This is a genomic window from Burkholderia singularis, from assembly GCF_001718875.1.
Classification (GTDB): domain Bacteria; phylum Pseudomonadota; class Gammaproteobacteria; order Burkholderiales; family Burkholderiaceae; genus Burkholderia; species Burkholderia singularis.
The window spans coordinates 2,992,519-3,006,165 of record NZ_CP013448.1 but is presented as its reverse complement, the minus strand read 5'-3'; the positions used below and the strand labels follow the sequence as shown (position 1 = coordinate 3,006,165).

11 protein-coding genes are annotated in these 13,647 nt (G+C 65.1%); 3 read left to right on the top strand and 8 right to left on the bottom strand.

All coding sequences use genetic code 11. From position 1 onward, the window contains the following. Positions 1 to 100: 100 nt before the first annotated feature. Positions 101 to 1,237: a glycosyltransferase family 9 protein gene (locus AQ611_RS13305; RefSeq protein WP_069234786.1), complete on the top strand. Its 1,137-nt coding sequence runs from the start codon at positions 101 to 103 to the stop codon at positions 1,235 to 1,237. Here the strand turns inward: AQ611_RS13305 and AQ611_RS13300 are convergent. From AQ611_RS13300 to AQ611_RS13290, 3 genes are read right to left on the bottom strand one after another with little or no spacing between them, the layout of a single operon-like run. After that, on the bottom strand, positions 1,197 to 2,498 hold the full coding sequence (locus AQ611_RS13300) for an O-antigen ligase family protein (RefSeq protein WP_069234785.1): 1,302 nt from the start codon (positions 2,496 to 2,498) through the stop codon (positions 1,197 to 1,199). The two genes, AQ611_RS13305 and AQ611_RS13300, sit on opposite strands and share 41 nt — an antisense overlap. Positions 2,499 to 2,557: 59 nt before the next feature. Further along, positions 2,558 to 3,391, bottom strand: coding sequence for a glycosyltransferase family 2 protein (locus tag AQ611_RS13295; RefSeq protein WP_069234784.1), 834 nt, complete (start codon positions 3,389 to 3,391; stop codon positions 2,558 to 2,560). Beyond that, positions 3,388 to 4,167, bottom strand: coding sequence for a glycosyltransferase family 2 protein (locus AQ611_RS13290; protein ID WP_059513058.1), 780 nt, complete (start codon positions 4,165 to 4,167; stop codon positions 3,388 to 3,390). The genes AQ611_RS13295 and AQ611_RS13290 overlap by 4 nt, the downstream gene beginning before the upstream one ends. 344 nt (positions 4,168 to 4,511) lie before the next feature. Between AQ611_RS13290 and msbA the strand changes: the two genes are divergently transcribed. Beyond that, the gene (gene msbA, locus AQ611_RS13285; RefSeq protein WP_059513060.1) at positions 4,512 to 6,293 is read left to right on the top strand and encodes a lipid A export permease/ATP-binding protein MsbA; all 1,782 of its coding nucleotides are present in this window, start codon (positions 4,512 to 4,514) and stop codon (positions 6,291 to 6,293) included. Between the two features lie 92 nt (positions 6,294 to 6,385). On the opposite strand, the gene AQ611_RS13280 is transcribed toward msbA, so the two are convergent. From AQ611_RS13280 to AQ611_RS13265, 4 genes are all read right to left on the bottom strand, one after another. Further along, positions 6,386 to 6,943, bottom strand: a complete 558-nt coding sequence (locus AQ611_RS13280; RefSeq protein ID WP_069235296.1) for an FUSC family protein — start codon at positions 6,941 to 6,943, stop codon at positions 6,386 to 6,388. A 17-nt stretch (positions 6,944 to 6,960) separates the two neighbouring features. After that, on the bottom strand, positions 6,961 to 8,229 hold the full coding sequence (locus AQ611_RS13275; protein WP_069234783.1) for an MFS transporter: 1,269 nt from the start codon (positions 8,227 to 8,229) through the stop codon (positions 6,961 to 6,963). Next, on the bottom strand, positions 8,226 to 9,206 hold the full coding sequence (locus AQ611_RS13270; protein WP_069235295.1) for a photosystem reaction center subunit H: 981 nt from the start codon (positions 9,204 to 9,206) through the stop codon (positions 8,226 to 8,228). Before AQ611_RS13270 ends, AQ611_RS13275 begins: the two co-directional genes overlap by 4 nt. Positions 9,207 to 9,449: 243 nt before the next feature. Further along, entirely contained in the window at positions 9,450 to 9,908 is a 459-nt protein-coding gene (locus AQ611_RS13265; RefSeq protein WP_146011850.1) for a hypothetical protein, read from the bottom strand. Positions 9,909 to 10,630: 722 nt separating this feature from the next. Here AQ611_RS13265 and AQ611_RS13260 point away from each other — a divergent pair. Then, positions 10,631 to 12,757 carry a hypothetical protein gene (locus AQ611_RS13260; protein ID WP_069234781.1) on the top strand — a complete coding sequence of 709 codons (2,127 nt, stop codon included), beginning with the start codon at positions 10,631 to 10,633 and terminating at the stop codon, positions 12,755 to 12,757. A gap of 225 nt (positions 12,758 to 12,982) precedes the next feature. On the opposite strand, the gene AQ611_RS13255 is transcribed toward AQ611_RS13260, so the two are convergent. Next, positions 12,983 to 13,549 carry a helix-turn-helix domain-containing protein gene (locus AQ611_RS13255; RefSeq protein ID WP_059513066.1) on the bottom strand — a complete coding sequence of 189 codons (567 nt, stop codon included), beginning with the start codon at positions 13,547 to 13,549 and terminating at the stop codon, positions 12,983 to 12,985. Positions 13,550 to 13,647 lie beyond the last annotated feature (98 nt).

Here is a 13,647-nt window from a genome sequence, read left to right as displayed (position 1 = left end):
GAAGCCTGTCCGAAGCGCCGTATCCGATTCGCCGGTTCCGCGCGCGGCCGCACGCCGCGTGGCGGAATCGGGTACATTGCCAGCCACAACCGCCCGCTCGATGGATCGTCCCTTGGCCGCCTTGTTTGCTCCCGATCGCCCGCCCCGTACCATTCTCGTCTGCAGCCCGCGCCGGATCGGCGACGTCTTGCTGACCACGCCGCTCGTGCGTTCGCTGAAGGCGCGTTGGCCCGGCGCGCAGATCGACATGCTGGTGTTTCGCGGCACCGAAGGCGTGCTCGAAGGCAATCCGGACGTGCGGCGGGTGATCGTCGTCGCGCAGCGTGCGAAGTTCGGCGAGCGCTTGCGCGATGCGATGAGGATCTGGCGCCGCTATGACCTCGCATGCGCGGCGCTCAGTTCGGACCGGCCGCGCTTCTATAGCTTCTTCGCCGGCAAGAAGCGCGTCGGCCTCGTCGATCCGGACCGCGTGACGCTGCTCAATCGCTTCATGCTCCACCGTATCGCCCTCAATCGGCACGAGGCGGTGCATACCGTCAGCAGCAGCCTGGCGCTCGCGGCCGTGCTCGACATCGAGCCGCATGCGCAGGTCGTCGCGCCCGGCTTCGGCGACGATCCGGCGCGGCATGCGCGCTTCGATGCGAGTCTCGTCGCGCCTGCCGCGCGGCAGGCGGGGCAGGCGCTCGTCGTCGTGCATCCGGTGCCGATGTTCGAATACAAGCGCTGGCGGATCGACGGCTGGGCCGAGCTGATCCGCTGGCTGTGCGCGCGCGGCTTCGCGGTTGCGCTGTCGGGCGGGCCAGCGCAGGCCGAGCTCGACTATGCGGCGCGCGTCGCCGAGATGGCGGGCGAGCCGGTGCTGAATCTGGTCGGGAAGCTGTCGTTTGCCGAAAGCGCGGAGCTGTATCGCCGCGCGCGGCTCTTTATCGGGCCGGATACCGGCGCGACGCATGTCGCGGCCGCGACGGGCGTGCCGACGATCGCGCTGTTCGGCCCGTCGGACCCGGTGCGCTGGGGGCCCTGGCCGAACGGCTGGCCGCCCGGCAACGATCCGTGGCCGCTGCGCGGCTCGGCGCAGCGCGGCAACGTCTATCTGCTGCAGGGCGAGGGCGCGTGCGTGCCGTGCAAGCTCGAAGGGTGCGAGCGCCGCCTCGACAGCCCGAGCGCGTGCCTGACGGAGCTGGCCGCGAGCCGCGTCATTGGCGTGGCGGCGCGGATGCTGGGGTGCTTGCCGTAACCGCGTCGCGGGCGCCGGCCGCCTGGTCGCGCCAGCCGCAGCCAAGCAGGATGCCGGCAAGCAGCGTGAGCAGATGCCCTTCGGTGAAGTCGAGGAGCATCGAATTCGCGAGACAGCCGAGCGCGAACGCGAACAGCCACGCGAGCAGCAGATGGCGCGAGCGCGGCTCGAGCGTGGCCGCGTCCCGCCCGATCCGGGCCAGCAAGTAGACGAACAGCGCGGCGCCAATCACGCCGAGCTGCACCGCCATCAGCAGATATTCATTGTGCGGGTTGTGCGTGAGTTCGCCTTGCGCGCCGGTCTTGCCCGCCGTCAGCTTCTCGAATTCCGTGCCGAGGCCGCCCGCACCGTAGCCGATCACGGGCCGCGCCTCGATCAATTCCAGGCTCTTGCGATACCACTCGACGCGCAGGCCGGTCGAGGTGACCGCGTTCGATTCGCGATACTCGCGCACTTCGCTGACGACCTTCATCATCCGCTCGCCGGGCATCGTGCAGGCGACGACGATGGCGGCCACCGCTGCTGCGGCGATGCCGATGCCGAGCAGCAGCGGGCGGGGGCGCAGCGCGTCGCGATGCTGCAGCGCATAGCGCGCGGCGATGGCGAACACGAAGAGAATCGCGACGATTTGCCCGGTGCGGCCTTGCAGCATCACGAGCACGTTGACGAGCGTGAGCAGCGCGATCGCGGCGAAGATCGCGCGTGCGCGGCGGCTGCCGGCGGCGAGCGCGAAATCGGCGGCTTGATAGAACAGCAGCGCGCCCAGCATGCCGGCGGCGATGTGATTCTTGAACACCCACGCACGCGAGAGCGGCTCGCCCGCGATATGCGCGGGGCCGATCGCGGTCAGTCCGAGATAATTGGTCGTCGACAGCACGGTGACCGCGATGAGCGTGACGAACAGGCTCCAGCAGGCGATCTTCTGCCAGCCCGAATCCTTGAACGCGATGATGGCGAGCGGCAATGCAAGCAGCTTCACGTACTTGCCGACCCATGACCACGCCTCGTGCTGCGGTGCGACGCTATAGGCAACGCTTGCGGCGAGCGCGGCGAACAGCAGCAGCGCGGCGAGCGCGGACCGGTGGCGCGGCATCGACGGCAGCCGGCGCCAGAATTCGGGCGAGCTGACGAGCGTGAGCACGAACAGCGCGGACATGATGTTGGTGAGCGCCGTCGACAGCGGCACGCTGCAAAGCGCGGCCACCGCGCAGGCGCGCGCGGCGGTCAGACGCCGCGACGCGTCGTGAGGGGCGAGCTTCATCGAGAGTTGCAATTCATCGCTCCGGAAAAAGGGGAGAGTAGTAGGTCAACGCGCGTGCGTTACGGCGCCGGCGCGAGTTCGTCGAGGCCGCACTCCGCGCGGGTGCTGCCGTTCGCGAGCCGCGCGAGCACCTTCGCGTGATTGGGTCCCTCGCGCTCGCGCGACGCTTCGCGATGCCAAAGATGCAGCACTTCGGTCGCCCAGAAGCCGCGCTTGCGCGCGACGCCCGCGTTGTGCAGCCGCGCGACGAAGTCCGCGTCCTCGTGGCCCCAGCCGGTGAACGTTTCGTCGAAACCGTTGACGGCGAACGCATCGCTGCGCCAGACGGCGAGATTGCAGGTCTTGATGCCGCGCCAGACGAAGCCCTTGACGCGCCGCTGAGGCAGATCGGGCAGTTTCACGACGAGCGGCAGCACTTTGTTGATTCCGCCCGTCGCGCGCTCGCGCAGCCAGAACGACGCGCGTTGCGCATCGAGCGGCAGGCGCCGCGCGAGCGCCTGTTGCGTCAGGCGCGGCGACAGCAGAATGCGGCTGCCCGTCACCACGGTGCGCGGCGCGGCGAGCGCGCGGTGGCGCGCGACGAAATCGCGTTGCGGCACGCAGTCGCCGTCGAGAAAGATCAGGTAGTCGCCGCGCGCGCGGGCGATGCCCTTGTTGCGGCTTGCCGCCGCGCGAAAGCCTTCGTCGGGCTGCCAGACATGCGCGATCGGCACCGGGGCGCGCGCGGCAATCCGTTCGATTGTCTCGCGCGTCGGCGCGCCCGAGCCGTCGTCGGCGATCACGATCTCGAAGTGGCGGTCGGTTTGCGCGACGCAGCCGTTCAGCACCAATTCGAGCGCATCGGGGCGATTGTAGGTGGTGATCACCACGGTAATGAGCGGATCGCGGGTCATGGCCGGTCCTCGCGCGGCACGCTCGGCGCGTCGTGCATCAGCATCAGCTTCAAATAGCGGTAATACGTTCCTTCGGCGTTCGACACGGCAAGCATCAGGCCGGTGCGCCCGTCGAGAAAGCCGCGTTGCAGCACGTAGGTGCGCACGAACGCCCAGGCGCCGCGCGCGAGCGCCTGGGCGAGGCTGCCGCGCCGGCCTGCCGCGTGCCGCTGGCGCGCGCCGGCAGTCGAATACGAGTCGATCTTGCGCAGCACCGTCTCGAAATTCTCGTATGAATAGTGAAACAGCTTACCCGGTAGCCGTGCCGGAGCGCCGTCGAATATCAGCCGTTCGTGGACCAGATCGTCGGAGAAGCGCGCCGCGCCGCGGCGAAAGAGCCGCGGCACCCAATCCGGATACCAGCCGCTGTGGCGCACCCACGCGCCGCAAAAGCTCGACAGCCGGTCGAGCGCGTAGACGGACGCGGCGGGCGCGGCGAGCGCCGCGCGGATCGACGCGGCTAGCTCGGGCGATACGACTTCGTCGGTGTCGATCGACAGAATCCAGTCGGTCGACAGCTCGGCGATCGCGCGGTTTTTCTGCGGGCCGAATCCCGGCCAGTCGGTTTGCACGATGACGCGTGCGCCGTGCGCGCGGGCGATGGCGGCGGTGCCGTCGGTGCTGCCGCCGTCGATGACGACGACGTCGTCGGCGAACGACAGCGCGTCGAGGCACTGCGCGAGCCGCGCCGATGCGTTGAGGGCGATGAGGGCCACGCCGAGGGTGGGTTCTGCCATGAATCGAAAGCCGGGACGGGTGCGCGTTGCGCGATGAGTATCGGACGCGAGAGTATACCTGTGCGGCGGCCGGGCCGGCCGCGGCTTCGTCGGCCGTGACGGCGGGGCGGCTATAATGTGCGGCCCCGTGTGCATGCCGGCGGCCGTCGCGGGTTTTCCGCCGGGCCTGGGTTCGATGCGCGCGCCGGCGCACGCCGGCCGCCGCCGTGGCCCATACCGGTATGCGGGATCCGGCCCGCGTCGGCATTGGCGCGGCGCGCGGCGGCTTCGGCAACGCTCCCCGCCTGCGGCGCGACCGCGCGCCGGCATGAGAAAGCACCGGCCGCAACCTCAGAAGGATCGCCTTGGAAACCCAGAACACTCTACGCAAGCCGACGAGCGCGGCGGGCACCTCCGCGAAATCGGTGCTCGTGCGCCTGTGGCCGTATATCAAGCCGCTGCTGGGCGCGATCGCGCTGGCCGTCATGACGATGGGCATCGTCGCCGCGACGGAGGCGGGGATTCCGGCGCTGCTCAAGCCGCTGCTCGATCACGGCTTCGGCTCGCACGGCAGCGACCGCGCGAAATGGTACGTGCCCGCCGCCGTGATCGGCCTGGCGCTCGTGCGCGGCCTCGCGCAGTATTCGTCGAATTACCTGCTGAACTACGTGTCGAACCGGATCCTGCTGAAATTGCGGCTGACGATGTTCGAGCGAATGATTCATACGAGCGCGTCGTTTTTCCAGCGGGAGACGGCCAGCACCGTGATCAACGCGATCGTCTTCGAGGTCAACCAGATTCTCAACGTGCTGACGGGCGTGATGATCACCCTCGTGCGCGATTCGTTGACGGTGATTTTCCTGCTCGGCTATCTGTTCTACTTGAATTGGCGGCTCACGCTGATCGTCGCGGTGATCCTGCCCGGCATCGGCTGGCTCGTCAGCAAGATCAACCGGCGGCTGCGGCGGCTCAACCGCGAGCATCAGACGCTGACGAACGAGCTGTCATACGTGGTCGAGGAGACCGTCGCCGGCTACAAGGTCGTCAAGGTGCATAACGGCGAGCGTTACGAACTCGACCGCTTCACCGCGATGAGCAAGCGCCTGCGCGGCTATGCGATGCGCATGGCGGTGTCGGGCGGCCTCGCGCAGCCGCTCACGCAGTTTCTCGCGTCGATCGCGCTGGCCGTCGTGATCACGATCGCGGTCGTGCAGTCGTCGAACGATCAGACCACGGTCGGCGGCTTCGTCGCGTTCGTCACGTCGATGCTGCTCGTGATCTCGCCGCTCAAGCATCTGATCGACGTGAACCAGCCGCTGCAACGGGGGATGACCGCGGCCGAGCTGATTTTCGGGCTGATCGACGAGCCGCTCGAGCCGAAGGGCGGCGGTCGGCCGCTCGCGCGCGCGCGCGGCGAAATCGAGTTCCGCGACGTGTCGTTCGATTACGGCGCGACCGAGCGGCCGACGCTCGACCGGGTCTCGTTCAAGGTCGCGCCGGGCGAGATGGTCGCGCTCGCCGGGCCGTCCGGCAGCGGCAAGACGACGCTCGTGAACCTGCTGCCGCGCTTTTTTGATCCGACGGACGGTGCGATCTATTTGGACGGCGTGCCGACATCGGATTACGACGTGCACGCGCTGCGCGCCCAGATCGCGATGGTGAGCCAGGACGTCGTGCTGTTCAACGATACGATCGCGGCGAACGTCGCCTATGGGCAGACGCCCGAGCGTGCGCGCGTGCAGGCGGCGCTCGAGGCGGCGAACCTGGCGGATGCGGTGGCCGCGATGCCGGACGGCATCGATACTGTCGTCGGCGGCAACGGGATGCGGCTGTCGGGCGGCCAGCGCCAGCGTCTTGCGATTGCGCGCGCGATCTACAAGGACGCGCCGATCCTGATCCTCGATGAAGCGACCTCCGCGCTCGATTCCGAATCGGAGCGCCATGTGCAGGCGGCGCTCGAGCGGCTGATGCAAGGGCGCACGACGCTCGTGATCGCGCACCGGCTGTCCACGATCGAGCGCGCCGACCGCATCCTCGTGCTCGAAGGCGGCCGGATTGCCGAAGCGGGCAGCCACGGCGAACTGCTGCAGCGCGGCGGGCTCTACGCGCATTTGCATCGGATTCAGTACCAGCAGCAGGCGGCTTGACACCGCGGGCGGCGGCGGCCTCGCGTCGGGCCGCCAACGACGCCAACGACGCCAACGACGGCGCGCGCGCCGCGCCTCCCCTTTTCAGCGCTTCAAGTCTTGGCCAGCCAGCGGCGCTCGATCTGCGTAATCGTCCAACTCACCACGGTCGCGCACGCGGTGCCGAGCGTCACCTCGCCGAGCCTGACCAGCGGCACGTCCCACAGCGGGCCGCCGCCCGGAAACAGCAGCACGATCGTCGCGGTGATCGCGCCGAGCCGTGCCGCGCTGCCGACGTTCAGGCACCAGCAGCAGACGATCGCGGCCACGATCGTCATCGCATAAGCGGCGACATGCCCGATGCCTGTCGCCGCGCCGGCGAAACCCACCAGGCCGCCGACGATCGCGCCGACGAACTGGTCGCGCGACAGACTGATCGTATCCGCGTAACTATGCTGCGTGACCGCGATCGCGGTGATCGCGGCCCATACCGCCTGCTCGGTGTGCAGCGCGCGGCCGATTCCGTATGCGAGGCACGCGCCGCTCGCCGCCTGCACGGCCATCAGCAGCCCTTGCAGCAGGCGCTCGCCGAGCGGCAGTCCCTTGAACAGGTCGAGCGCCGAGCGTTGAATCTGCTGGCGGGCGCTGTTGAAGGACTTGATCGTTTCCATCTGATCCGAATCCGTCGTCATTGCACCGGTTCGGCGGACGACGCTTGCTCGTCGCCGACGGACGCCGTGTCGCGCGTCTCGGGCATCGCGAGCCAGACGAGCAGCGTCGCGAGCGCGCCGGCGGCCGCCAGCCCGAAGAAGCTCGCGGTGTTGCCGAAGCGATCGGCGGCGAAGCCGGCGAGCGCGGTGCTGAGCGTCGCGCCGATGCCCGCGGCGAGCCCGAACAGCCCGATGCACAGGTTGTAGCGCCCCTTGCCGCCCGCGACGTCCGCTGCGATCAGCGGCAGCATCACGCCGAACACCGCCGCGCTCAGGCCGTCGAGCATTTGCACCGGCACGAGCAGGTAAGGGCTCGACACGCCGGCGAACAGCAGCGCGCGCGCGGGCAGCGCGGCGAAGCCGAGCAGCAGCAGCGGCCTGCGCCCCCAGCGCTGCGCGCCACGGCCCACCCACGGCGAGAGCATCGCGACGATCGCCTGCGGCACGATGATGCACGCGGCGATCACGAGCTGGACGTTTTCGCCCATGCCGGCGGTCACTTCGCCTGCGGCGAGGTTGAGCATCGCCGCGTTCGATAGATGGAACAGCACGACGCACGCGGCGAAAATCAGCATGTGCCGGTCGCGCAGCAGTTCGCGCAGCGTTTCGCGCGATTCGCCGTCATCGGCGTCCGTGCCGGCGCCGGCGCGCGGCATATGCGCGCGGGGCGGCGCGGCGTGACGCGGCAATTCGATCATCGCGAGCGCGACGAGCGCGGGCATCGCGAGCGCGGCCGTCAGCCAGAACACCGCGCGTGCGGACAGATATTCGCCGGTGAGCCCCATCAGCCCCGCCGCGATCGCGCTGCCGATCGACGCCCAGCGCGCATTGCGGCCGAGCCGGTCGCCGAGGTTCTCGCGCCCGACCAGCGCGAACGAGATCGCGGCCATCGCCGGCACCAGCATGCAGCTCGCGAAGCCGTGGAACACTTCGGCGGCGATCACCGGCACGACGGTCGGGCTTGCGGCGAGCAGCACCGCGGACAGGATGATCGCGACGATCGCCCACGCGGCCGCGCCTTTCTTGTTCTTCAGCGCGTCGACGGCCGCGCCGCCCGGCACCTGGCTGACCATTGCGCTGATCGTGCCGATCGACAGCGCCATGCCGATTTCGCCCTGCGTCCATTTATGCGACGCGAGATACGACGCGATGAACGGGCCAAAGCCGGTTTGAACGTTTGCGACGAAGAAGTTGAGCCAATCGAGGGCGCGCAGGCTTCGTACGCTGAGCACGTGCCGGACCGTCATCGTTTCACACTCGACGCGGCGGCGGCCGGCATGCTTGCGCCGGCAGGCGGCGCGATGGATGAAGCAACGGGCGGCGAGACGGCGACGATCGGCTTGTCGCCCGCATACGGCGGCGATGCCTTCAGTTGCATATCGTTCATATCGAGCCACGCGCGCGGCGGCTTGTCTTTCGGCGCGAAGCGCAGCGCCGACCAGCTCGCGGCGATCGTGCGCCGGTTCGGATCGACGAGGCCGCCGACTTCCAGCACGATGGCCTGCGGATCGCCGCCGCGGCCGATCAGCACGTCGACGACGCGGCCGATCCTCGCGCCGCCGGGGCGCTCGATATCGGCGTCGATGATCCGCATGCGGCCGGTTTCGGCCAGCACGTCGGCGGAGCCCGTGAGCGGCAGCGTCTTCGGGCGAGCCGCGGCGCTCGGCATGTCGAGCGCGATCGGTGCTTCCTTGCCGCCCGGCGTGAAATGGAACAGCCGCCACGGCAGGATCACCTTGCGGTCGCCGACGCCCATGAAGCCTTGCAGATTCACGATCACGTCGCGCGGCGCGCCGCTTGCGTCGGCGGTCATGTCGACCGCGCGGCCGACGATCTTGCCGTCGCGCCGCACTTCGCTGTCGAGCAGCGTGCGCACTTGGGCGCGGTCGATCGTGCGTGTCGCGATCAGCGGCGCGGGCGCGGGGGGCGGCGCAGGCGCAGGCGCGGCGGGACGGGCGGGCTTGCGCGGGCGCGGCGGCTCGCGGTGCGGCTTTTTCGGCGCGGACGCTTCGACGGGCTCGGGCGCGCTGGCGGGCTCCGGCGTGGCCGGGGGCTCGCTCGCCGGCTCGACGGGGGTGGCGACGGCTTCGACGATCGGCGCGGGCGTTTGCGGCGCGCGAAACAGGGCGCAGCCGGACAGCGCGAGCAACGCGATGAACAAGGGGGCCGCAGTAGCGGTGCAACGGACGAGACGGGGGGCTGAACGCGGGAATCCGCCGCTCATGGGATCGTACTCCATGACTGGGGCAGGCCGCCGGGCACGGCGCTGCTGTCGGTGATGACGCGGGCCCGGCGGCCTCGCGCGAGCCCAGAGTTTAACCTGTGATGAATGAGGGCCGCGAAAACAGGGGCGGGGTGGAGGCGTTTGAGGGAACTGCGGCGTTTGCGGGAGAGGGGCGGAGGGAGGACGTTGACCGGGCGGGCGCTGCCGCTCGAGGGCGCCGCCGCGGGCGGACAGTGAGTGCACTCAAGGCCGCGAGCGCGCCGTTGTCTGGCCGGCTCCGCGGATGCCGGCGGCCGCGTCGCACGCCGGCGCATTCGCGCCACGCCGATTGGGCCGTTCGCGGCGCGAAGCTTCGCGTGTGCCGGCGCGGCCATCCCGTGTCGCCGGCGCGAACGGCGCCGGGCTCGCGCCGGTTTCGACGACATGGGCGGCGGTGTCGACCGCATGGCGGGATTCGCATCGATATGCGACGTGCCGAATTATCGGCGCATACGTGCGGTTTTTTCGTGGGTTTGAAATCAAACTTTGTTTTTCAAGTGCCGGGTATTTTTTATCGATATGGCGTTCATTGCCGGAACCGAATGCTGGCATTGATTTAAAAATACACTGCGAAATCTCTGAATTTTTGTCGAAAAAATATTCGCTTGATTTGCTGCAAAATGCTGCGGGCGGCCAATTGCCGGTCGGGAGGGAAAGCTGCAATGCCGGTGTTACACGGTGCTCGAAACGATGGCGAAGCGGTCCGGGCCGTGCGAAAAAATACGCGTCTCGCTCCGATTGCGAAAGCGCTTAATTTATTTAGACGAATTAATTTTAAAACGGTGTTTCACTGAATTATTTCGTTTTGGCGGATATTATTTCGTATATTTTCTATATGGGGGATGGCGGCGGCCTATCAAATAACTCGGATGTCGGTTAAAAGTAACGGCATCCTGCGTGCCGGACGGCGTTAAGATCGGCGGGCGGATACGAGAGTGGGACTATTACTTCGTAAATATTGGCGCGATGCTCGAAACGAACGTGCAACCCACAACAATAATGGAGACGTAAATGAATTCGTTCGACAATTTATCGGAATGCGACAAGCCTGCTTCGTCGCATGGTCCGGCAGTGGATTGCGCAATCGTCACCGCGCTTTCCTGTATCGATCGTTGAGGAGCGTACTGATGCCTAAGCAAAGCTCCTCGATCCATGGCGCTTCCTGCGCGATTTCGAGTCATCCGTGCGGAGAGTCGGATTCACCGAGCAATAAGCAGCCGTGCACGACCAAGGCGGTCAGGCGCGCAAGCTGGCCGCAGATGGGCGGATTCGCGTCTCTCAATGGGCTGCCGCGAAAGGAGTGGTCCACGCCGAGCGCTTCGCCGATCCGCGCGCCAACAGCGGTTGCCCCGATGCCAAGCGAACCGGTCCGCGCTGGATTTGGAATGGAAATCGAAATCGATAGCGTCTTGGTAGAGGGCAATACCGGCGACGGTCGGCCGCTTCGCCAGCACGACGTTTTACTCGAGTCCAAGGATAAGAAATGGAAATTGGTGTGTGACGAGACCAGGGCGGGGCTCGATCTCGAATTCGTGACCGTGCCATTGGCGAGTAAGGACGAGGTGCGGGAGGTCATAAGGGAAATCGCCGCCGTCTGCAATAAAATCCGCCAAAGCGGATTAGAACTCAACAAGAAAAGAGAAGGCGAATCGGTGGAGGTGCGGCTCAGGAAATTGGTCGAAGGTATGAACGTGGATCTGGTGGCCGATTGCCAACTGCGGATCAAAAAGCCGGGGGCGCAGAGCACGTTGCAACCTACCGGATGCAGCAATTTACCCGTGCTGCAGATCAAGAAAGCGGAAATGACGGCCGTACTGCAAACGACGTGGGGCGTCAGTCTCGAGAAACTGCCGGAAATGATCGAGGAAATCGATCCCTTGTATTACACCGGTGAATCGAAATATAAAAAAGTACAGAAAGATTTCGATGAGATCGACCCGCGCTTCAGAGGCATCAAAGCCATGACGGAGAACGTAAGAAACTATGTTCTCAAGCATCATGGTTGGGTTTTGAGCAAAAAGGTGGAAGGGTTTGTCAGTCTGCTGAATATGTATTTGGCCAGGGCGCAGTCGCGTAAAGCAATTCCGTCCGGCAGCACGATTCACGTGAGATTCAGGATGGAAGCGCGCAGCGATTTTTGCTCGATATTTTCGACGCTGCTGGACGACGGCGATCGAAGTGTCATGCGCAAGCTGCTTCTTACGGATGAAGGCGAAACAGTACCCATCTTGATGAAGGCCTTGGGGTGCGAGGACCCGGAGCAATACGTCTTCGCGATGGAATATGAAACGCAGGACGATCGGGGTAAGCAGCGAGGCAGCACGATCAAGGATTGGTTTGCGTCCATCATAAATGGACGCGGTGAAGGCGAATTGATTAAAGATCTGATGTCGCCGCCGCGGGGTTATCGGTTGCACAACGGCAATAAAGGTCAGAAAGACTATGGAATGGGTGCGATGGGCGTTGACGAGAAAAACGGACTTGTTTTATTCGAATTCCGTGGCATGCCCGATCGTCAAAAGAATTTGCCGATTCGGGAATTGGAAAAAAGAGTGATGAATGAGTATCGGAAGGCTCTGGAAAATAATTCGAGCCTGACGGAAACCGTTCATGAAAAAAATATGGATTTTCACGAGCGCGTGGAATTGAATAATTTGAATGCCGTGAAGGAAATAAACAAGGAAATGGAGAGGGATGCCGCTGAAAGAGAGGAGGCGGCAAGCGCGAAGTATGGGCTGGTGAATAAACTTCTCGGACGGCAGGGGAAAACCGCTGGGCAGATCAGGAAAGAGAGGCTTAGAAAGTTTTTAATCGACAAGGCCCCGGTAAAAGATAAGAAGGACGAGGATGTGGATTCGGCTCGGAAGAAAAAGACGAAAGACGCATGGCCCATGCCGTTTCCGTTGCCTATCAACGACCGACCGTCCAGCGGTGCGGCATCTGCGGCGAAGTGCGATGCGCCCGTCGAGGGCTTGGCCTCGACGGGCGCGTATACATCGGCGCGGGCGCATGCAAGCGAATGGCCATCGGGTTCTAAAGCGTCGAATGACGCCATATCAGTAACGAGTGCTTTATTGTCGCTTTTTTATCAAATCGGAACTGAAAATCAAGCGCGGCTGGAGAGGATCAATGCCGAAAAAGAAGCCGAGTCCATTCAGTTTCATGCGCGAAGAATGGCATCGTATGAACCTTCGTCAAACCCGGCGTTCAGCCAGCCATTGCCGGAATCAGCCTATTATCCATTCCTGGTATCGAGCGCGAGCCCAAGCTATCGTGTGCCGCCGTCTGTGACGCAACCCATGCCGCCTGCTGAAGCATTACCCGCGAGCGGCGCCAGCATTGCGCCACGAGGGTTCGGGCCCAGGAGGGGATCGATTACCGATTCGATGATTTCCCGTGAAGAAAGAGTATTGCGCGCCACGTTGAAAAGGGACGGCGAGGGCTATATCAGCCCAGAAGCGGGGGAGGAGACGCGCAGGCAGACAACGGGCATCCACATCCAAGAAGATTGAATCCCCATGTCCCGGCCCGGTTGGCGGGTTGGAAAGCGGCTTCGCGGGTTATCCGAACCGCTTTCGGGAATTCCGTGATGCCGCTTCGCGGCACGCGGGCAGCGCTTTTTTATGCTTGTTGTACCGCCGACGGCCGAGCTGGGCCGTTTTCATCGACCGGGCCGGCTTGATGGCTGATGGCAGCACGCGTGCGACGTACCGCGGGCGCGTATATTGCGCCGCGTGCTATCGCGAGCCGTCGTCGTGCAAACCTTCGTCGTTGCTCACCACGACCAGTACCTCCGCCTGCGTCGCGCCGACGCTGCGCATGCGGTGCGGGATCAATGCATTGAAATAGACGGAGTCACCCGTTTTCAGTTTGATCGTCTCGCTCGGAAATTCGACTTCGACGCTTCCCTTGTGGACGAACAACATCTCCTCGCCTTCGTGCTCGCGAAATGCCGACTTCACGTAATCGCGCGGCGGATGCACGACGAACGGCAATAGCTTCTTCGGCGCGGCGCCCGCCGCGATGCTCTCGTACATGCGTGCGTGCGCATCGGCCGCGCTGCCCATCGGCGTGCGCTCGCCCGCGCGGGTGAGCACGATCAGCTCCCGATCCCGGCCTTCGGAAAACAGTTGCTCGACATCGATCTGCAACACCTTCGACAGTTTGAGCGCCACCGCGATCGACGGCACGCTCAGCCCACGTTCGATTTTCGACAAATAGCTCTTCGTGAGGCCGCTTGCTTCGGCCAGCACGTCGAGCGTCCATCCCTTCTGCCTTCTCAAAAGCTTCAGGCGAATCGTCATGACAAGCAATGTCTTTTAAAAAACCCATTGTATCGCATGACACTTTGTGTCATATAATTCACTTTGTGTTCTTGATGTGCGTCATCGCGCATCACAGG

Bases quoted from the DNA above. Each gene is read 5' to 3' on its own strand.
- AQ611_RS13305 (WP_069234786.1), top strand. From the start codon at position 101: ATGGATCGTCCCTTGGCCGCCTTGTTTGCTCCCGATCGCCCGCCCCGT.
- AQ611_RS13300 (WP_069234785.1), bottom strand. From the start codon at position 2,498: ATGAAGCTCGCCCCTCACGACGCGTCGCGGCGTCTGACCGCCGCGCGC.
- AQ611_RS13295 (WP_069234784.1), bottom strand. From the start codon at position 3,391: ATGACCCGCGATCCGCTCATTACCGTGGTGATCACCACCTACAATCGC.
- AQ611_RS13290 (WP_059513058.1), bottom strand. From the start codon at position 4,167: ATGGCAGAACCCACCCTCGGCGTGGCCCTCATCGCCCTCAACGCATCG.
- AQ611_RS13280 (WP_069235296.1), bottom strand. From the start codon at position 6,943: ATGGAAACGATCAAGTCCTTCAACAGCGCCCGCCAGCAGATTCAACGC.
- AQ611_RS13275 (WP_069234783.1), bottom strand. From the start codon at position 8,229: ATGACGGTCCGGCACGTGCTCAGCGTACGAAGCCTGCGCGCCCTCGAT.
- AQ611_RS13270 (WP_069235295.1), bottom strand. From the start codon at position 9,206: ATGAGCGGCGGATTCCCGCGTTCAGCCCCCCGTCTCGTCCGTTGCACC.
- AQ611_RS13260 (WP_069234781.1), top strand. From the start codon at position 10,631: ATGGAAATCGAAATCGATAGCGTCTTGGTAGAGGGCAATACCGGCGAC.
- AQ611_RS13255 (WP_059513066.1), bottom strand. From the start codon at position 13,549: ATGACGATTCGCCTGAAGCTTTTGAGAAGGCAGAAGGGATGGACGCTC.